We start from the raw sequence: 20183 nt of genomic DNA, 5'->3' as shown, positions 1-20183 counted from the left end.
GTGTTTCTAAGCATCGATTTCGAAGATTTCTCGCACGACCTGAAGCGTGAGCTTGGTGTTTGGGACACAGGACCGCTTCGGGTTGATGCGCTTTGGCGAAGTTATGAGACTATCGCCACCTTTCTGCAGGATCATGGTGGCCCGAGCGGCTGCACGGCCACCTTTTTCTGTACGGGCGTTGTTGCCGAAAAAGCCCCTGATCTTGTGGCACATATTGCAAAACAAGGGCACGAAATTGCCTGCCACTACCACTATCACGACAGCATGGACCGGCAATCGGCTGCGACGATTGAGCAGATGCTGGCGTGGGCAAAGGACAGTTTAGAACAGGCTGCAAACACTTCGGTCCGGGGATTTCGTGCCCCAAAATTCCGCCTGAACCGAAACACGCCTGAGCACTACAAGCTGATCGAGCGCTACTTCGACTATGATAGCTCGTCTTTCTTTGGAAGTGCGGATGAATGTCAGCAGTTTTCCAATTCGATGACCTTGTCGGAATTGCAACTGATTCCATTGTTTTCCGGGAAGTACAAAGGCAGTGGTCCACAAATACGACTGGGAGGCACTTACTTGAAGCTTGCGCCTGATACGGTTGCGCGGGATTTGATTACCCAGGCAAAAAGTACGGGAGTCGTTCCGCACGTTTACTTGCACCCATATGAAGCGGTTGATCATGGGAAATTTTGGGTTCCCAGGAACGACTTGAAAAAACTGGGGATTGGCAAGGCCACATATTGGGCCGCGCGGCAAAACCAATGGCTTCGATTTGGCGGGGCCCGTTTGATTCGAAAACTGGCCCGGTTGATTCCGCCCGAGGGATTGTCCGGTCGTTTGGACCAATTGCTGCTCGACAAATAAAAAGGGGCCGGTCAAAGACCAGCCCCAGTCTATCAGCTGAACCGAGGGATCAGTTCGAAGCTGCGTTCAACTTTTCGTTCTGCTCGCGCAGGGTGTCCGAGATGATCGCGTACCATTCGCCGGATTCGCGCATTTCGATCAGACCCTTGTTCATCATCGCAATATACTCACGCGCAAACGGGTTGGTCCGATGGGCAAGGAAGCTCATTGAAGACAAAGTCGAGACATATGGGTTTTCGGTAAGGTCGGCTGAGGTCAAGCCCATCTCTTTCATGGTCGCCGCGAACAGGTCAACTTCGAACGAAGCAACATCAGCGGTGCCGGTCAGAACGGCATCAAGGCACTCGCGCGCTGAATTAGGCTGAACCACAGTTGTGTTTTCGCGGTTCAGGCCGACTTCTTCCAGCACCACCATGCTCCAACCCGCCATACGACAAAGGGTCGAGCCTTCTAGATCTTTGAAGGTTGTCGCCTTTGCGTATTCGCTTTCCGGCAGGGTGAAGAAGCCACCAACGATATCATAGACCGGAACGGAAGCGACAAACTGGGTACACCGGGCTTCGGTTTCCGCAGACCATTCATAGGTGCGGTTGGTACAATCCGGCACGGTCCAGGCAATTGAGATATCAAACGCGCCAAGTGGCAAGAGAGTATCCAAATGCGAGCTCCAGTCATCTACAAAGCTGACAGAGTAGTCACGGCTGTTGCCAGCACGCTGAAGACTGGTGGTCGCCAGACGGGTCATGATGCCGCCACCGCCCAACGCTTCACTTGTAAACGGTTCCCATCCGTTGCCAGCCACCATCTTGATCGGCGGGGCGTAGACATTCGAGCGTTTGACGCTTGCCGCGCGCTGTTCTTCTGCCGCGATGAGATCCTGGGCGCTTTGGCCGTTGGGCAGGCTGCCATCTTCACAAGGCAAGGCCAGAACCAAGCCCGGTTCAAGCGCGCCGGGGTTCGTGATCACGTTCCGGTTGGCGTTGAAGATCGGCTGATAGTTCGATGAGCCATAGGCCGCGATGGCGATCGTGGCCATCGTGTCACCATCTGCAACAGTATAGTTAGTACAAGCTTCCTGAGCAGCGGCGGCACCGGCGCTCAAAGCGGTGACGGCGGTGGCCGACATCACAACTTTCTTAAGATTGAATTCAAACATGTCCACTTCCTCCAGACTTTTGATTTATCGGGCTTTTTGGAGCCCTATCCATTTTCCATTTGATACCGCAGGGCGGCTGACACGATATCGCGCCATTCGCCGGATTGCTGCATGATTGCCAAACCCTGATTCAACGTCTCAAGGATCGCTTCCCCATCGGGATTATCTTTGTGGGTCATGACGTTAAGCGACTTGATGGCCGCCAGGTTTGGATTTTCGATAATGCGATGTTCGTAGCCCAGGCGCCCGATTGCCTCGACCGCCAGATGAGCCTCGATCGCGACAATATCTGCTGTTCCTTCCATCACGGCATGGAAGCAGTCATCCGGTGATACCGGTCGCATCAAAGTAACGGCAGGTTCATAAAGGCCGACCACATCCATATGTGACAAAGACCAGCCTTCGGGACGGCAGATCGTCGTGCCCGCAAAGTCAGCATAGGTCAGAGTTTGTTCATAGCCCGAGCCGCTTCGCGCGAAGAACGTATCCACAACTTCGTAGAACGGGTTCGAGAAGTTGTAGGTTTCACAACGCGAACGATCGTTTTCGGATAGAGTTTCGGCCGCTTCGCAATTCGGACGCGACCACGGAAACGTTCCGTCGAAAGCCAGCGTCGGCATAAGAAGATCCAGATGCGAAGACCAGTCATTTACGAACTGGATCTTATAAGACTGCTCGGGTGCAGCGCGTAGCATCGCGGTCTCTACCAATTGTGTGTACAGGCCGCGATGCGGTAGCGCCTCATCCGTAAAGGGCGCGTAGTTTCCACTTGTAATCAACAGCAGCTGGCGGTCGCCAAATTCGGGGCGCGCAGCCACTCCAGCGTCACGGATCAGAGCAGCGCCTTCGGCACGGGCCGCCTCGATCTCTTTTTCCGCTTCGGCCTTGGCGGCAACTACGGCATCTTGGCTGGCTTGTTGCGCTTCGGCTTCTGCCGCGGCGACACGGGCTTCGGCTTCTGCGATGGCCTTTTCGGCACGCGCTTCTGCAGCTTTCACCAGTTCCGCTGCCATTGTGGCGGCAAGCCGTTCTGCCTCGGTGTCTGCCAGAACCGGTTCGCGCCCAATCTCTTCCAGGCAGGGCATGGTGAGGACATCGCCGACCCGAATAATGTTCGGGTTTGAGCCGATGACATCCCGGTTGGCGTCATAGAGGATGCGGAAGTCTTCGGTCGCGTAAACCTTTATCGACAGATCACGCAGGCTGTCGCCGCGCTGAATCTCATAGGTCGAACACGCCTCCTGGGCTGAGGCCGCGCCGGTAGCAGCGGCTAGTGCCAGGCTGGATATGATCAGATGTTTTCTCATAGTTACTGTTGCTTTGCCTTTTTAGGTTCTCTTCAGTTTCACGACTGCAATTGATAGGTTGTCCTGATCCGGATCGTTTTTGACCTGCAGCGCCTGCAATAACGAGTCCGCGATGTCCTGGGCCAATGCCTGTGAATTGTGGCTCAGGATGGTTTGTATCTCGGTGTTGTTCAGATATTGCAGCCCGTCGCTGCCCAAAATGAGAAGGTCCTCCGGCGTCAGTGTCAGCGGCTCTTCCGGGCAATCAACCTGAGGGATTGCTGCGCCCATCACGACCGAAGTCAACTGGTTCCGGTCAGGATGGGCTTGCGCCTCGGCTTCTGTCAGAAGCCCCTGAGCTGCTTGCGCGTCGATCATCGGTGCCATCGAGTGATCTTCGTTGATTTGGCGCAAGTCGCCGTTTCGGAAAAGATAAAGCGGGCTGTCCCCGATCGAAATCCAAAACACGCGCTGATCCAGTAACAGCACACCCAGAAGGGTGGACCCCATGTTGAACCCATCACCTTGTTCTTCGTTATGACTTGCTATTGCCGCATTGGCCTGCATTGCCGCCAAAGGAAGCGTATCAACCAACGTGGCCTCGGCCGAGTTGTCTTTTTCAAGCTCGTTGTCCAGAGAGTCGCGCCAAGCGGAAATCACCATCTCTGATGCAACCTCGCCTGCTTCGTGGCCACCCATTCCATCGGCGATAACGATATAACCCGAACCCGCCGCGTCAAACACGCGCGAAGCAATCGCGTCTTCCTGCGAATCGCGCTGTCCCTGATCCAGGATCAGCGCAATATCATATGCCGGGGTCGCCAACATCTATCAGGATTCCCGCCAATCAAAACCGTCGTCACAGAAGGCAACAAAACGCACAGAGGTTTCGCTGATCCGGATCAGGTCCCCGCTGGATAGTGGAACCGTACTCAGGACTGGTTTGCCGTTCAGCCGCACAAGATTGGCTTTACCTCCATGGCCCAGGTAACACTTTCGATCTTCAGGATCATACGCGATCACAGCGTGGTTGGACCGCGAGATCCCAGTGTCGCCGAAATCAAGTTGGATGGCCTGATCATCGTTGCGCCCAATCTGCATCAGGCCTTCTGTCAAGCCGATGCTGGCACCCCGACCCGGGCCAGACGTCACAACCAACCATCCCACTGGAAAGGATTCCTGAGCGGTTTCCGTTTTTGCGACTGGTGCCGCTGTTTCGATCAGATCCTGAACATGCGTGTCAGCGCGTTCAAAACCAAGGAAGGTTGTTTTGACACGAGACCGGCGGTCTTCGACCGGTGCCGGTTCGGTCACGGGTTGTTCAACTGGTTCCGGCGTCGCCTCGGACGTCGGGGCCGAGATATCGACAACAACCTCAGCTGTGTCCGCTGCGATCTCTTCGACGTTGGATACAACGTCGTCGTCGCCGACTGCGTCGTGCTCCGTCAGATGGAGGGTTAGGACCTGATCGTTCTCACTCGAACCCTCTGCAGACTCTACAGCAGGAACCTCAGCCGTGGTTTCCACGGTTTCGACCGTGGCATCAGGCGCAATGGCTTCATCTGCGGCTTTTTCGTCCTCAGCGACGTCAACTTTGGGGTCCTCAAAGTCTGGCATCTTTCCTTCGGGGATCAGCTCGTCCGTTTCCTCGTAAGTTTCAGATGCCATGTTTCCGCCAGCCAAGGCTGCTCGCAGGGCATTGAAATCGGCGATCGGCTCCTGCTTGTCCTCAGCGGGTGCTGCGCTTTCTACAACACCGTCATCCTGGGCTTTGCCGGCACCTTCGAGAAGCCGGCTGAGAGGGCTTTTATATTTGAACATGGTGTCGACACCTTAAGTTTGGTGGCGCGTAACTTGCGCCGTTGGGCTTCTACTTACCCCTGCGCACGGTGGCGCAGCGGCTACTACAACATTGATCAACCGAGAAAACTCTTAGCTTTCTGCGGCGCGCCGGTTCCCGCCAAGGTGGCCTAGACTTGGGGTGCCACCCTCAGCAAACAAACGCTGGCAGATCTTCTTGAACCGGTCATTCACTCCTGCGCTAATGGCATGGCCGCGGCGGCTTCGGCACCATTTCGCAACACGATAAAGCGCGCCTCAGCCTGATTTTCCGAAACAAGTTCGGCCAACAATGCATCCAAACTCTCTGACCCATCGAAAGCCATTCCGGTTTGTGCGTCACTCAGCAGGACATCATTTTTCTGAAGCGTGCCCACGCTTTCGGCAGGAACACTCAAAACCTCGGTCTGCCATTCGGCTTCGCCGATTCCGCGAATGGTGAACGCGTAGCCATTTTCAAGACCTACCGAACGAATGACAGGCAGCGCCAGCAGCCCATTGTTCGCTCGGGTTTTACCAAGGGAACGGTAGCGAGCTGCCACGCGCGTATAGCCATCGGGATCCACCTGGAGATTGTCCAGCACTTGCGCGGCAAAAGATGCGTCCGATCGAATTGGCTTGCCATTCAACGTGAAAATCGCCGCCCCACGGGTCACCCATTCACCGACGACTGCCATATCAACGCCGGGGTCGATACTGGTGATTGCAATCACATTGCCGGTTGATGCGCGACGACGGGATATGTCGAACGGGATCTCTACATCCCAATGCGCAAACGAGACCTGCGTTTCAGCGAGATTGACTGACCCATCCAGAGCGGCTTTGGGCCCTTGGTCTGTCGCCAGTTCGATAGCCTGAGGTTCAGCCTCAGTCGTTTTTGATTCTGCGGAGGCTGCTTCTGTGGCAGCTATTTCCGCAGTTTCGGCCTGTTCCTGCTCGACAGGCTGCGCCGCAACGCTTTCTGGTTCTGGCGCGTTTTCAACGACCGATGCTGGCTCAGGCGCCAAAGCGGCCGGTGTTTCTGACTCGGAAGCCACTTGTTCCGCCTCAGATTGTGAAGATTGGGTGACTGCGACTGTTGCCGCAGTTGTCGTGTCTGCGGTTGGTTCGGCCTTATCGCCAGACATCACAAAGAAACCACCTGCGGCAACGGCCAACGCCACAAGGGCCACGCCTGCGATCAGTTTGCCGTTGCCGCCTGACCCGCTCTGAACCACAGTATCTACGGCAACCGCGTTGTCCTCTTTGCCAGAGAACTTTGCAGGCTCGTCATCTTTCTTGTCTTCGTTGCCCAGTGCGATATCTGCGTTACCGGCCAGCAGGGCGGTTACAACGGCTTCGGCATTTTCGCTTTCTGCCTTGATCCTTGCCTGTTCTTCTTCTTTGTCCTTCCGGTCCATGCCGACGATGACGGACACGGGACGATAGGCAAACGTGTCAAACATCACGCCCGGACCGCGGAACATTCGCAACCAATCCAGCGCTGTGTCCAGACGGTCGGTGGCGTGCACTTCCATCGCTTTGTCCAGCGCCTCCAGGAACCCATCTGGGTAGCCGCCGAAACGACCGGAAAGCGGCTGATAAGGGTCATCCTGACCGTTATTGAAGGCGTTCAGGCGGGTTTGTCCGTCGATAGGGCGCTCGCCACTGATGGCGTGATACAAGGTAGCAGCCAGAACATAGAGATCGCTGCTGGGGCCTTGTTCGGCACCGCGAACGTAGAATTCATGGGGTGAATACCCGTCCTTGATGACGCGAAGGGTCATAAGTGCAACCGACTTATTTGCTGCCTGTTCGCGTGCTGCCCCAAAGTCGATCAGGATAGGGTCGCCATTCTCGTCTATCAGGATGTTGTCGGGCGAGATGTCCCGATGCAGCATACCGCTTTGATGGATGAATGAGACCGCCGACAGCATCTTTTCGGTGACCTGAACAATAAAGTCAGGTCCGCCGTCGTTTTCGGGATTTTCGACATAGTCGAGCAGATCGCACCCTCGGATCAAATCCATCGCGATGTAAGCGGTGTCGTTGTCTTCAAAGACCTGATGTACGTCAACGATATTGGGATGCACCAACCGCGCGTGGTTGCGGGCTTCCAAAATGAAAAGGTCGATAATTGCGCGCAGATCGTCCTTGTTTGCGGAATCGGCTGGTTCGACCAAATCGCCGTTCCGACGGCATAAGGCGCCGGGGTAACACTCTTTGATGACGACGTCGCGTTCCAGGCTATCGCGCGCTAGGTAGGTTATTCCAAACCCACCATTGCTGAGGAAGCGAAGAATTTCATACTGCCCGCGCAGAAGCTTTGCGCCAGGTTGCAGTCCTTCGATTTTTGGTTCGTCGTGCGATGCACCGACAGCCTGATTGTGGCTCATTACTTTACGCCCGTTCTACTCGTTTAGCGGCATTAATAACTGCGTAAATAACCCACGAACTCACAACCAAAACAAACGCAGGACACTTGAGAACGGTTAGACGTTTCAAATTTGACTTTATTGGGGCCGCCTCATGGCTTCACTATGGATCGTTTTTGTCGTATTTCTATATATGGTATTTCTCCCATATACAAACACTATATATCGAGACCTAGGGGATGAAATGTGAAAACTGATCCACCCGATTCAGACGGTTGGTCTACGAATTCGAAACAATGTAGGGCTGATTCTGCGCGCCTTCGAATCGCCGCGAAGCCGCGCAATCTAAGCGTGAACGCGTCAGGTTCCGGTTTTGGACTGTGATTCTGGAACGGTGCTACCGGCCCAGGCAAGGTTGTCACTCAGCTGTGCCAGAATGCTGATTGCATCCTTCAGGGGTGCGTTGCCACTCTCGAATTGTAGCAGCAGCAACAGATCTGTCGCTTTCTCGAACTCAGCCGGAATCCAGTCGGCATCGGGATCGATTTCATCGCCTTGCTCCAGGCGCTCGGCAAAATCCTCGACAATTTCCTGACAACTTTGCAAAAAAGCGGCGGGTTCGATATCCGTGGATTCACGTAGATCCTCGTAGATACTGGCGATGGCTGCCAGCCAATCCTCAAGAATGGGGTTGTTCAGCGGGGGCAATGCAGATCCAAGGGTGGCTTGCATCGACGTGCCATCGCTCTCGGTCTGTTCGGGCTCCGGCCCCTGCAGCGTTTCAAGAAATGGCAAGAAGTCCTGCTGCAGGTCCTTGCGCGCGGCGTCAAGGTCGCACTGGCGCCGGTTTGAGGCGACCTCGAGCACCTGTTCCGCCAGATTTTGCCCTCCGCAAGTTTCCCAAAGCTTGAAATCAGGCTCGGGCTCTTGTGCCATGGCGCGGACCGCAACTGGCGTGCCGATTGGCACAACAGTGCGGAACATGGCGCCCTTTTCCTTGTTCAAACGGGCCAAAACACGATCCAGCGCATCATGGACAGGCGGCAAGTCCGAATGGGTGACCGCCAACAGGCTGTTCTCGCGCAATTTAGATGGAACCTGGGCCCAAAGATGGCGTTCAGTCTCGCGCCAGGCATTGGTACCATTGGTGCACCAGATGGCACAGTCGACGAATTTCAACAGATCCAGAGTCTGCTTATACGTATCATCCAGTGCACCCGAGCCTGGCAAATCAAACAACGAGATTTCTTTAAGGGCAGGCGTGTTAAGACCCACGGAGATGAAATCAGGATTGTCCGCCGCCGCCTTTTCCAGCGCGATCCCGGAATAAGTCTTGGGTTCCTTTTCCCACCAACCCACGGTGGTTTCAGGTGCGTCCGCATAAGCGACAATCACCAGTGGCAATTTCAGGTGTTGTGGCCCGGTCGGCAAGATATCTGCGCCGGCCAACATGTTGGCAAGGCTTGACTTTCCAGCCCCAAACTCTCCGGCGAAACCGATATTTACCGCATTGGACAGACGTTCGGCATGGGCCAGAGCCCGTGCGCGCATGTCATCCAAAGCCGCGTCCGATGGCAAGTCTTCTGACGCGTTCAGAAAGCGCTCAAGCTGACGCACTTCCTTTTCGGTTCCGGGAAATTCAATCATTCCGCAGCCTCTGCTTGTCGTTCTTCCGCAATGTTTGTGCCAAAGGCTGTCTCCAGCTCATCTGCGATGCGGCGCGCCCGGTCGAATGCGACTTGCGCTTCGGCCTGTGCATTTGTTTCATCGGTTCCGGATCTGTGTTCAAGATGCCCGGCCAGCAAAGCCAGATAGTGATCCAGAACCGTAGTCAGTCTTTCAGACAGGTCATCCCGCGCAGTGTCAATCAGATCGTCGCCGATCAATTCGAATTCCTGCACGATCATCTTTTCCGCGCGTGACACGACGCTGTTGCGAGAAATCAGGCGCGATAACCAGTTTACACGCAATTCAACTGTAATTCCACGTGTCAGTGCCGTGGTATCCGGACGGAACCAGCGCACAGCGCTGGTGTTCATGCGGTTGTCGACGGGTTCCTGCCAGCCGGGCAGAGCTCGGAGTGCGGCGTTGCTTTGCATGTCAATCGCATAGAGTTCGCTTAGCATGCGTTGCCGAACCACCTGGGATGCACCTTGAACCAGTTCTCTCATCCGCTCGCGCAAGGGTGTGAAATTCAGTTCGGTTGCGCCGCCTTTGGCCAGCAAGGGCGATTGCCCGCCAGACCCCCGAACGACGGCGGAAACAGCTTCGGCCACGGTGTCATCCATAACGCCGCGCAGATTTGCCAGGACATCGTCCATGTCCTGGGTAATCTCTTGCGTTTTGCCCGCAACAAGACTGCGCAGGTCGGCCAGGGTTTTGTCGTTTTCATCTGCGCTGGCCAAATTGGCCGCGTTGTCATCTTCCAGCACACGCAGATGAGCCTGAGACCGCTCCAGCTCGCCCCGGGCGAAACTGTTGAGATGCTGCCATGCCATCCGCAATTGTTCATTACGTGGGCCATCAGTCAAAGCTTGTGTTACATGGCGGCGCAAATCCGGCAAACCAGAGGCTATCATTGCCGCAAAGCGCAAGACCGCCTCGCGACTGATCGGGCCGGGACCCTGTTTGATCTCTTCCACGCCGTCCAGATACTGTTTCATCTGTTCAGGATGGGCGCGCAGCCAAGCCAGGACGTGATCATGGTTTATACCCGTCTCATCGCCGGTCAGCGCGAAATGTGCCCACTGAGCACTGCCCATCGATACATCGATATCCGCGTTCCCAAGTGCTTTTTCGAGCCCTTCCATAACGTCTGCGCGCACTTTCGTGGCGTCTTCTGCCCCATCACCTAATTCGTCGACGCGGTTGATGAAAACGACGATCTGACCAAGCTCCAAGGCCTGCATCAGCCTGAACAGCTTCAGATCAGCTCGTGATAGGGCCTGATGTGCCGAAAGGACGACAACAAAGAAGTCGGATTCCTTCAGATACTGGCGCGAGATCTCTTCGCGGATCAGCAGTGGGTCGTTTACGCCGGGCGTGTCAGTCACGGTTAATGGAAACGGGAAATGGCCGACGTCAAAATACACCTCGGCCTTGCGGGTGATGTCGCTGTACAAACCCCGGTCACTGCCCGGATCCAAGACGCCGTCATCGGCCGGGTCATCACCTGCGCAGACATACCGCGCAAGGTCGTCCGACGTCAGATGGTCCAAATCATGGTGTTGGCCAAGCAATTGTTCGTAGCTATCGCCCAGTCGCCGCCGCGCCCGGACTTGCATCGCCTCGACCTGTTCTTCGATCATCTCGCGTTTGTAGCTGTCCTCGTCATCCGGGAACATGTTGCGCAACTCTTCACCTTCGACGATCAAGGATTGCCACTGGTGATTATCGAAGAAGTGAAACTCTGCCCCATCGGTCCGCCCGGACGGGTGTCCAAAATGCATATCCGTGATGACAGTCGTCCACGGGTTAACGTCTGATGGCAGGTATTCTGCCTGACCGGTAAATCCATTTATCAAACGGGATTTTCCGGCTTTGATTTGCCCAACAAATGCGATCGAAGGTTTAAGGTTGGTTAGATCACCGACAATACGCGAAATAAACTGACGCGTTTCATCGTTGCTGATCTCGTTCATATCTTCGGCAATGCGAATTAACTCGCGACGACTAGATTCACTCATAACTACTATCCTGAAACTTGAAACAATAAACTGAATTATTCGAATTTATAAATGTTACGGACGGAGTCATTTTCCCGTCTCCAGAAGCGAACTCCAAAGATTGACAACCGCGCCCAATTTGCGCGCTTCATGCACAGCAACTGCAATTTGCTCGCCGTCATGTACAACGGCCAGACCTGCGCCTTTTCCACCCGAAGGGCGCATCACGATCAGTTGGGGGTGGTTTAGTTCTGTCTCTGTATCGTTGTCCCAACCCGCCAGATCTGCAGCGAAACGCGCCAGCAAATTTTGATCTGGTTGCATTGTTCCGTCAGGCGCGCATTGCCCTTCGAAACGCAGCGCCTCCCCATCCGCACTTGCCATCAAAACACGCCCGGTCGAAAAACGGTGGACCCCGTCAAAAAAGTCCTGAGCCAGGCTTTCCCTCTGCTCGACAATGTCTTCTTCAGATTGTACGGTAGCGGGCGCTTCTTCGGTTTCCTGCACAACCGACACAATGGGTTCAGAAGGCAGCTCAATCTGCTCACACGCGGCTTCAATTTCGCTGAGTGTGATGCCGACGTCATCAGCTTCAAGCGCTGTATCCGGTTTCAGCGACACCAATTCCAACGGGGCAGGGGCGCTGGAGATATCCGAAACAATCTGTGCCAGTTTGCCAACCAAATCTTCGCGCGCCTCGGTGGCAAAATCAGGAATAGGTCCTGATCGAACCTGGAAGACATCTGTGACCCGCGAGCTGTTAACCTCGATCGCCAGGCAGTCGCCATTTGCTGCAGTGAACTCCAGACGGCGCGGCAGAACGGTTCCGCGAATGACACGCAGAATTTCCACGCGGCGGGTCGCAGCAGCGTCACCAGAAACCAAAACGGCCGGCGACAATCTTGCCACCGACGACCGCCCGATATCTTCGAGCATGTCCAGTATGTCAGTATCCATCATGACGTGACCCCCTCTGGTCCCGCTCAAACTGCGGCCGCAACCGGCCCCAAGCTGAGATGTGACTTTGTTAGTGCCAAACCGACATTCGCGCTGTGCCGACAGATGTAGCAAACCACGTGATCCGGATATTCTTGGGTTCGCAAAAAGATGTTCAACCGGTCTTGCGAAAACACTGCGATTTCACCAAATCCCGGATTTCCCGCGTCTTCCGTTCCCGCCTGCCGTAACAACGTTTCAAAAGCCGCAACGCCACGTCCCTGGAACAAATTCGCCACGGCAACCGCCAGCGCATCCAAGACATTGGCACTGTCTTGATCAGTAAGACATGTTCCCAAAAGCATACCCGTTTCCATGTCAACATACCCGCCTGCAATACAGTCGGGTATGGTGTCCATTGCGGATTCAAGTGCGGCCTGGATCGACATATAACTATCTGTTTTCCATTACAAATTATCCGTTACCTTGATTCGGATTCCATTACAACATATGCCATTCTGCGCCACTGTTTTCGCTGGCTGTCGGGATTGGACGTAAGGACTCCTTTACTTGTCGCGCATTGTGTTCGACGGCGATCTGGTCAAATTCAGCAAGAAAGGCTTTGAAGACGTTCATCAATCCATCCGCATCTTCAGGAAGGTCTTCTCTGCCGACGATTTCCTGCCACATAGACGACGCGCTCAACATCGAATCGACGGATACATCAATCATTTCACCCGCGGCGGTTTCTTTGATCTCACCGGCATCCACGGGCTGCGGTGCGCTTTCAACCTCGATCAACCCGTTGGATTCTGGTTCGGGCTCATAATCGTCAACGTTGTCATTCGATTGCTCAGCCATCAGGGCCGTAATGGAAGAGACCGAGACTTCAATGCCGCGATCTTCCGCTGGTTCAACGGGTTCCGGTTCTTTGCTTTCGACTTTGGTTGTGTCCGCCAGGGACTCGTTGAGAGAAGCCAGAAGATCTTCTGAGTTATCCGCCTCTTCAACCTGCAATTCGTCTTCGGTGGGGTCGTTGTCGAAGAGGGTTTCTTCCTCGATGTCGTCATCAAAGTCCGGGTCATCAAGCAGGTCGAGATCGTCATCATCCCGGTTGGACTCGGACATGCTGCTCAGATCAAGCGGACCGTTGGACGTATCCTTGAAGAAGGCACGCAACTCGTCATCGTTGCTGTCGGCAGGTCCTGCCACCGGCTCTGCTTCGGGCACCATTTCCGCCCGCAGCCGCTCGGCCTCCTCCGAGTCAATTCGCGTCCGTTCCGCATCGTCAGAGCGCCGCTCCACCCGAGCAGGGCGCACCGGGAAGCTGGTCACAACTGAAGATTCTGCCTGATCAATGTCTGTGCCATCGGTCAGAGGGTTCACCAACTTCAACGGCGAGGTACCTTCTGCACCCGTTTCCAGCTCGGCGGATTTTGATGCCGGGCGCAAAGGTTGAACTTTGGGCGCGTCGGACATGCTTTTGTCGATCTGGTACCGTGCCAACTGATCCGCACGGGTGTCCATGATGTGCTCGGTAATCTCGAGGAAGCTATCGATCATTTTGCCGCCGCCGCTGCGCGACCACATCTCGGCATCGCCGGTTTTATCCCGTGCGGTAATCGCGTCCCGGGCAGAGAACAGGATCGAGCGGTTGAACAAATGGCCGGCTTCGCGATTAACGCGACGCAGCACCTTTTGACGGTCTTTCTGTCCCAGTGCATCCGCCCGAGTGACCAGCAACAGAGAGTTGTTTTGCAGCCGATCGGGCAGCGAGACCCACGTTGCACGCTCGGTTTCTCGCCATGCTTGGGTGGCATGGGTACACCACAAGACACCGTTGGCCTGCCCAACAGCGCGCTGCCAGACATCTGTCGATATCTTAGGGTCCGAAATTCCGGGCGTGTCGATCAGATCAACGGCCTCAAGGATATCAGCCTCAAGGAAAATTCGGATGAACTGCGCGTCGTTCACACCAACCGCTTCAAGCTGATCCAGTTCAATATCTTCTGTGCTGCCGTCCTGACGCTTAACATAGGCTGATTGATTGCCCCAGCTGAACCACACGGGCGGCAGTTGCGTTGCGGTGACTTGCGTTGGCAACGTCTGCGTTCGCAACAGAAAGTTCATAAGCGTCGATTTACCGGCACTGAATTCTCCCATCAGAGCGAAGACCGGCTTGCGACGAGACCATTGCTCGATGCGTTCCCACGCCTTAGGCGAAATGAAGCGGGTTGTTGATTCTTTTGCCATTTGTTCGCTCATGCCGCTTCGTTGCTCAGATCTTTAAGGATGTCGCCCAGGATGTCGTCCCGAGACTTCTGTTGCTGTAAACCTGCCATTAGCGCAGAATTCTGGCCTCCGTCCTTCTCGGCAGAAGCCGAGATGCTCAGCAGAGTTTCTTTTTGCTCGCGCATGAAATCAGCCAGAATTGCCCGAACATTCTCCAGCACGGCAGCGACCTGATTTTCCTCAATATCCTTGGTGATCGAATTCGCTTCGGATGCAATCAAGCGCGTGTAGTCCGCTGCATACGCCTCGAAACCCTTGCGCTTTTGCCACCAACGCCGCCACCAAGTGCTCTGAAGATCAAGCGCGATGGTACGGCCAATGCCAAGTGGCGGCGGAACACGAGGGACAATGGGCGCTTCGATACTGAATTCACCCAAATGATTGCCAAGAAGCTTATGATACAGTGTCTCTACATCTGCAGCAGCAGCGGAATACAGCGCACCTGCGTCTTTCCGCATAGATCGCGCAAAACTGAAATATGCCGCTTTTTGCAGGGTTCGCAGCCCGGCCGGATCATACTGCCAGGTTCCTTGCTCTCCATTCATCTCCAAATGCGAGATCAGGGAATCCGTCGCGCGTTTGACAAAGTTGGCTTCGGCAGAGTTCAGCCGCTCCAGTATCTTGTCACGCAATGCCACTGTCAGGTCTGCAACTTTCTTTTCGTATTCGGCGGAAACGGTTGCGATCGCGTCTTCTGGCGATACACCATCCAAATCGCGTACAACGCCTTCGCCACTGGACAGGGTTTTAGCAACAGCTGTTGCGCGGATCTGACTAGCGATGTTGCGCGCACGATGACGAACCCGATCCAGCAGACGCGTGCCTGCACCCTCGGCGATGCGTTCGCTCATGGCAAGCAGCAGATCGGGAAGGCCGGACAGGGCCCAGATCTTGTCGAGCGAGGCCGCCTGATCGCCAAAGCCCGCTGCCAGGTAGAACGTGTTCAGGGCCTCGCGGGATTCCTCGGTCAGAATATCCGGATTGCCAGTTAAGGCAGCTTCGGCCCACAAGGCGCTACCGAACACAACGCTTGCATTCTTGTCGATGTTGTTCTGTTTCAGCGTGTCCTGAATCCTGTCACGGATCTCGGGCACCTGAGTGACCGGATCCGACAATTCATCGATGCGGTTCACGAATAGAATGATTTGACGGTTTTCGAACTGAGAGATGATCCGCATCAGCGCCATATCCATTGTCGTCAGCGCCTGACTGGCCGCCAACACGACAATACACACCTCAGATCCGCGGAGACTGCGCAACGTGATCTGCTCGCGCACCATGAAGGTATCGTTTACGCCGGGTGTGTCACACAGCTTTAGTGCGACCGGGTATTGCGGAATGTCCATATACAGTTCCGCTGACTTGGTCACATCAGCAAAGCGCCCTGTTTTGGGATCAATGTCAGGATCGTCCTCATCACCGAGGCAGACGTAGCGCTGGATCAGCTCTTCGTCGAAATACTCATACTGGTGGCTCTGGCCCAGAACCAGATCGAAATGTTTGCCCAACCGCTCTTCGGACTTGGCTTTCATTTCCCCAATTTGGCGACGAATGTCATCCATTTCGTCGTCGGCACCGGCCCGATTGGCCAATTCGCCCAAACGACCACCACCGACCATCAGGTTGTCCCATTCTTCCTGCTCAAAGAATGTAAACTTAGATTTCGTATCGCCGTGCGTGCGCGTGTTGATGTTCAGGGTCGTCACAACGGACGTCCACGGGTTCACATCTGACGGCAGCAGCCCAGGGCGACCTGCAAGAATGTTCACAATCGACGATTTTCCGGCCTTGACCTGACCAACCATCGTAACGCTGGCGGTAAAGTTCTCCATCCGCGTCTTAAGCGTGGCCAGCCGCGCCGAGGACCGTGCATCGGCCACCTCAGTCAATTGGTCTATCTGCGCGGTCAGCGAGGTCATTGCTGACGTCATAGGCGCCAGCGCTTCGTTACCGACAGATAAAAGGTGGTCGTTGCGCGCCATTATCAGCCTCCGGTTCCCGTTGCAGCGATCTGGGGTTCTTGTGGAACACCACCGGCAGGGATGCCGGTCAATGTATCAATACGGGCAATCAGTTCTATCGCATTCCCCAAGATCTCGGCCTCGGCCCGTGGCGAAATGGTTTCATAGGCCAGGGAATCAGCCATAACCTCGATCGAACTAAAGCGATCGCCGTTTTCCAGGCTTGCGACGCGTCGTCCGGTTGGAAACCCGTCGGATTTTGCCGCTGGTAACGGCATGCGCGCATTGGCCAGCAGATAGTGCTCGCCAGAGTGGGTGCGTAGGGAGATGCCAAAACCCGTATTCGGATAATCCCGGTTTAGGGTCTTGAGCTCTCCGAGAAAGCTTTCACGAGCGAAGAAGACAGCGTCTTGCTCCGAAGCAGTGGTAGAGTGGTTCAAATCGGTCACAGCAAACACCTTGTTGTGGAGTTGAGCGGAAAACTCGTACGGGTACCGGAACGGCGAAGAAGACTCTTTAAGTCCTTGCCTCTAACAAGAACCTTCAAGGCGGTGTTATTTTGACGCGAATAAGATCTTTTGGCGTTTGAATTGTGGCGCAAATGTGGTGTCGCGGCGCAGGAATGTCTCAACCTTTGCGGGTGTTAGTGTGCCGTCCGGGATGACGCCACTCTGAATGACAGCCATTGATGGAGGTATTTTCGCCTCGATCAGGTGCTGAAAGCTTCCTCGGCTCTGGTCAGAAAACTGAAATTGCGCTTATTCGTCAATCATCCGTTTTGAATTATGTGCGCCTATCCTTCGCACAATGTTCTATTGACCTTCATGATACTGTGGGTCGCCAACGGCGTGTCTTTGGGATGGAAAGAGAATGAGAAATTTAGTATATGTCTCATACGGATATAGGGTGATCTTGAAGCGACCTAATTGAGTATCGTTGTGAAACTTTTCCTGCGCTTTAGAAACGGAGATTCAACGTGACATAGACCCAGGCACTCAACGTATGCAAGAATTGCCAAGCGCTTCATAGCATGCCTGTAATACCAGTTCACAAAACAACATTGAAAAAAGGCAAATCGCGTGTTCGCAGAGCTTGATCAAACGGATTCGGGCGAAGTGACAAAACCCAATTGACCAAGAGCCGGACGGATTATTCGCACCACTTGCTTCGTTCGACCCATCAGCATGTTCAAACCCTAGGTATCTGCAATATCGCAACCATGCTTGGATGCTACTTTCAACAATCTTGACGGCAGCCTGATTTTACCTCTCGCACTCGGATGCAAGCTTTGCTATTGAGCGCCTCATTCCGGCACTTCGGTGCTTGGTTGCGGGTGTGGCGAAATTGGTAGACGCACCAGATTTAGGTTCTGGCGCCGCAAGGCGTGGGGGTTCAAGTCCCTCCACCCGCACCAAAGTAAATTTAACATAATCATTATTCTCAGTACCGTTCCGGCGCAGAAACCACCCTGTCGGAGTACGTAAATAATGAGACGCGTCTCCCCAAGAATTCAAAGACTTAAATTTTTTTGTGCATTTTGGTGGATTACGCTGATCTTGGCTTATGAAGCTTGTCTCAGCATGCAGCAATATGACTGTCGACTACGACACGCATGGTGAACATCCGAAAGCTGACACGGCTCTCAGACCAACGGTTTAACGGCGTTAGGTCACTTGCTGAACATTGTTGAGCGACTAGGTGCCCTGCCCTGATCGCTTGCGGCCCATAGCAGTCGCTCGACCGAACCCTGTCATGCTGCAACGCGGCCCGCCATTGCTGCCGTTCATACGCGACGCAGCATTCCGAAATGATCTATTCTGTTGTTGAGGCGAAACTAACTCTAATGAGTTTTCACATGGAGGTACGATTGAACTGCGTCGATCTCTGTTGCTTAACATCATGTCCACGCCCGAACTGGGTGGTATCAATCCGGTCTCAAACCTTCTATGGCTGCCTGAAACCAAGAGAGGACACCCAATGCCTAAATCCAAAAAACCCAAGGCAAAGCGCCCGGGTGCAAACCCTGTCAAGAAGCCTGCTTGGCATCAAGCGCTCAACGGCACTGCCGGACGACATGGGGAAAGGCCAATTAAAACTGGCAAAAAGGCACAGAATAAATCGGCGTAGGCCGACTGCAATTTTGAAGTGACTTGGTGGGATAGCCGTATTGGGCATCTTGGCAACTGCGAAACAGGAGTTGCGCCCGTGGTAGAGCCAGAAACATTTGCGTTCCTTGCGAATCTCGGAATGAACAACCGCAAAGCCTGGATGGGCCAGCACCGCGAAGAACGCGACGACGCCTCGCGTAATTTCGCTGGTATCGCAATGACACTGCACGACTATGCTGATCGCTTTGATCCTTTAGTGGCTGAGGCGGGGATCAAACCGAAGCGAAGCTACACCAAATCCTTTCAGGAGTCACGAGACCGCATCGGGCGTGCTCTATACCGCTCGGACGTGGATGTTTTTGCCAACGCTGGTGATCCCGAAGAAAGCTTCGGATACTATCTCCACATCGAGCCAGGAAATTGCCACGCAGGTGCCGCACTTTTCAAACCCTCGAAGGCCGCGCTCGCCCGAATGCGAACGCGTTTGATCGATGATCCGAGCGGCTTGACAACCATCTTGGACGACCCTGAGTTCAAGAGGACTTTCCCAGACGGAATTGTCACGCGAAAGGCGTTGAGTACTGTGCCGGAAGGCTTTGCAAGTAACGACCCCGCTGCGCCCTATCTGAAAATGGCTGGCCTGGGATGCCGCAAAGATTTGCCAGACGCTCTACTGCTTGACGACGAGGCAATCGATCTGATGATTGAGATCTTCCGCGCCGCCCGCCCGCTGGTGCACTACTTCGACTGACTCTGCGCAGAAAGGATTGTGCGAGCGTGGATGTTTTCGTGGGATGGCGCTTCATCCGTGAACACCGTCTGCTCTCTAGGCAATGCAAAACGCGTGCTGCTGTAAGCTAATTTATAGCGCTCTCAGTCCCAAATAGCCCGTTGATACGCAAAACCCCGCTGCCATCGGACAACGGGGGTTGCTTTTCAGCGTCGAGGAATGATTACATCATCCTTCGCGTTCCAACTTCTTACGTGCCAGCTTTCTGGCGCGGCGGACCGCTTCAGCTTTCTGGCGCGCGTTTTTCTCGGACGGCTTCTCGAAATGTTGCTTGAGCTTCATTTCTCGGAAAACGCCTTCCTTCTGGAGCTTTTTCTTAAGAACCCGAAGGGCCTGATCGACATTGTTGTCGCGAACACTAACCTGCATGTGGTTTACACCACCTTTCTAGTCTGAAGTTTGCAATGATTTGCAGGAACGGGCCAAATAGCAATCTTGTCCTAGATTGTACAGCATACCGGTTACAGGTGGGGCTGGAAGTAATCGTCATGCTCACGGCATCTGCAATTTAGATTAGATGATATTGAGTCGCACATCCGCCCATGGACTAAGCCGCTCGCGCGGCAATGGCGCATTTGGCTGATGTTGCGCGCATCCCATGAGGCCCGCATTTTGCGGTCTCGCTGACCTGTCTGACGATTGAGGTTTCTCAATCTGATGACAGGAGGTTCCGATGACAGAGGAGAAGATGAGCCCGCTGCGTGCGCGGATGATGGAGGACATGCGCATCCGGGGGATGGGCGACAAAGCTCAGAAGTCGCACATCAGAGCAATCAAGGATTTCGTTACGTTTCTCGGGCATCCGCCGGATACAGCTACGCCTGAGGAATTGCGCGCCTATCAACTGCACATGACCGATACCGGGGTAACGCCCTCGACTTTCAACACGCGGATCGTGGCCTTGCGGTTCTTTTTCGGCATCACCTGCGGTCGTGAGG

The 20183-nt window shown here is 54.6% G+C and carries 16 protein-coding genes and 1 tRNA gene; 4 read left to right on the top strand and 13 right to left on the bottom strand.

Features of this window, described 5'->3' with window-relative positions; genetic code table 11:
• On the top strand, window positions 1–858 hold the full coding sequence (locus D9K61_RS00090) for a polysaccharide deacetylase family protein (protein ID WP_120631233.1): 858 nt from the start codon (window positions 1–3) through the stop codon (window positions 856–858).
• Between the two features lie 49 nt (window positions 859–907).
• Here the strand turns inward: D9K61_RS00090 and D9K61_RS00085 are convergent, their stop codons facing one another.
• From D9K61_RS00085 to D9K61_RS00030, 12 genes are all read right to left on the bottom strand, one after another.
• A complete protein-coding gene (locus D9K61_RS00085; protein WP_120631232.1) occupies window positions 908–2014 on the bottom strand; it encodes a transporter substrate-binding domain-containing protein in 1107 nt (368 codons plus the stop codon).
• A 44-nt stretch (window positions 2015–2058) separates the two neighbouring features.
• Window positions 2059–3321, bottom strand: a complete 1263-nt coding sequence (locus tag D9K61_RS00080; RefSeq protein ID WP_120631231.1) for an ABC transporter substrate-binding protein — start codon at window positions 3319–3321, stop codon at window positions 2059–2061.
• 21 nt (window positions 3322–3342) lie between these two features.
• The gene (locus D9K61_RS00075; protein WP_120631230.1) at window positions 3343–4128 is read right to left on the bottom strand and encodes a PP2C family serine/threonine-protein phosphatase; all 786 of its coding nucleotides are present in this window, start codon (window positions 4126–4128) and stop codon (window positions 3343–3345) included.
• A gap of 3 nt (window positions 4129–4131) precedes the next feature.
• Window positions 4132–5121 (bottom strand): FHA domain-containing protein, encoded by a 990-nt coding sequence (locus D9K61_RS00070; RefSeq protein WP_120631229.1) that lies wholly within the window; start codon window positions 5119–5121, stop codon window positions 4132–4134.
• 209 nt (window positions 5122–5330) lie between these two features.
• Window positions 5331–7514 (bottom strand): serine/threonine-protein kinase, encoded by a 2184-nt coding sequence (locus tag D9K61_RS00065; protein WP_120631228.1) that lies wholly within the window; start codon window positions 7512–7514, stop codon window positions 5331–5333.
• Window positions 7515–7853: 339 nt separating this feature from the next.
• A complete protein-coding gene (locus tag D9K61_RS00060; protein WP_120631227.1) occupies window positions 7854–9140 on the bottom strand; it encodes a dynamin family protein in 1287 nt (428 codons plus the stop codon).
• Window positions 9137–11179, bottom strand: a complete 2043-nt coding sequence (locus D9K61_RS00055) for a dynamin family protein (RefSeq protein ID WP_120631226.1) — start codon at window positions 11177–11179, stop codon at window positions 9137–9139. Before D9K61_RS00055 ends, D9K61_RS00060 begins: the two co-directional genes overlap by 4 nt.
• A gap of 66 nt (window positions 11180–11245) precedes the next feature.
• Complete coding sequence (locus tag D9K61_RS00050) at window positions 11246–12118, bottom strand: hypothetical protein (protein WP_120631225.1); 873 nt, start codon at window positions 12116–12118, stop codon at window positions 11246–11248.
• A gap of 23 nt (window positions 12119–12141) precedes the next feature.
• Entirely contained in the window at window positions 12142–12513 is a 372-nt protein-coding gene (locus D9K61_RS00045; RefSeq protein WP_254055632.1) for a hypothetical protein, read from the bottom strand.
• An 82-nt stretch (window positions 12514–12595) separates the two neighbouring features.
• Window positions 12596–14347 (bottom strand): dynamin family protein, encoded by a 1752-nt coding sequence (locus D9K61_RS00040; protein ID WP_120631456.1) that lies wholly within the window; start codon window positions 14345–14347, stop codon window positions 12596–12598.
• 8 nt (window positions 14348–14355) lie between these two features.
• Window positions 14356–16368, bottom strand: a complete 2013-nt coding sequence (locus D9K61_RS00035) for a dynamin family protein (protein ID WP_120631223.1) — start codon at window positions 16366–16368, stop codon at window positions 14356–14358.
• A gap of 2 nt (window positions 16369–16370) precedes the next feature.
• Complete coding sequence (locus D9K61_RS00030) at window positions 16371–16796, bottom strand: hypothetical protein (protein WP_174235066.1); 426 nt, start codon at window positions 16794–16796, stop codon at window positions 16371–16373.
• 880 nt (window positions 16797–17676) lie between these two features.
• Here D9K61_RS00030 and D9K61_RS00025 point away from each other — a divergent pair.
• Window positions 17677–17761: transfer RNA gene (locus D9K61_RS00025), tRNA-Leu, on the top strand.
• A 791-nt stretch (window positions 17762–18552) separates the two neighbouring features.
• Complete coding sequence (locus tag D9K61_RS00015; protein WP_120631454.1) at window positions 18553–19206, top strand: DUF2461 family protein; 654 nt, start codon at window positions 18553–18555, stop codon at window positions 19204–19206.
• Window positions 19207–19413: 207 nt separating this feature from the next.
• On the opposite strand, the gene rpsU is transcribed toward D9K61_RS00015, so the two are convergent.
• Window positions 19414–19614 carry a 30S ribosomal protein S21 gene (gene rpsU, locus D9K61_RS00010; RefSeq protein ID WP_120631221.1) on the bottom strand — a complete coding sequence of 67 codons (201 nt, stop codon included), beginning with the start codon at window positions 19612–19614 and terminating at the stop codon, window positions 19414–19416.
• A gap of 304 nt (window positions 19615–19918) precedes the next feature.
• Here rpsU and D9K61_RS00005 point away from each other — a divergent pair.
• Window positions 19919–20183 (top strand): site-specific integrase (locus D9K61_RS00005; protein WP_162946656.1); only part of this gene is annotated, 265 nt, incomplete at its 3' end.

It is taken from the genome of Ruegeria sp. EL01, assembly GCF_900313035.1.
Lineage (GTDB): Bacteria > Pseudomonadota > Alphaproteobacteria > Rhodobacterales > Rhodobacteraceae > Ruegeria.
This window is presented reverse-complemented; position numbering and strand designations above follow the sequence as displayed.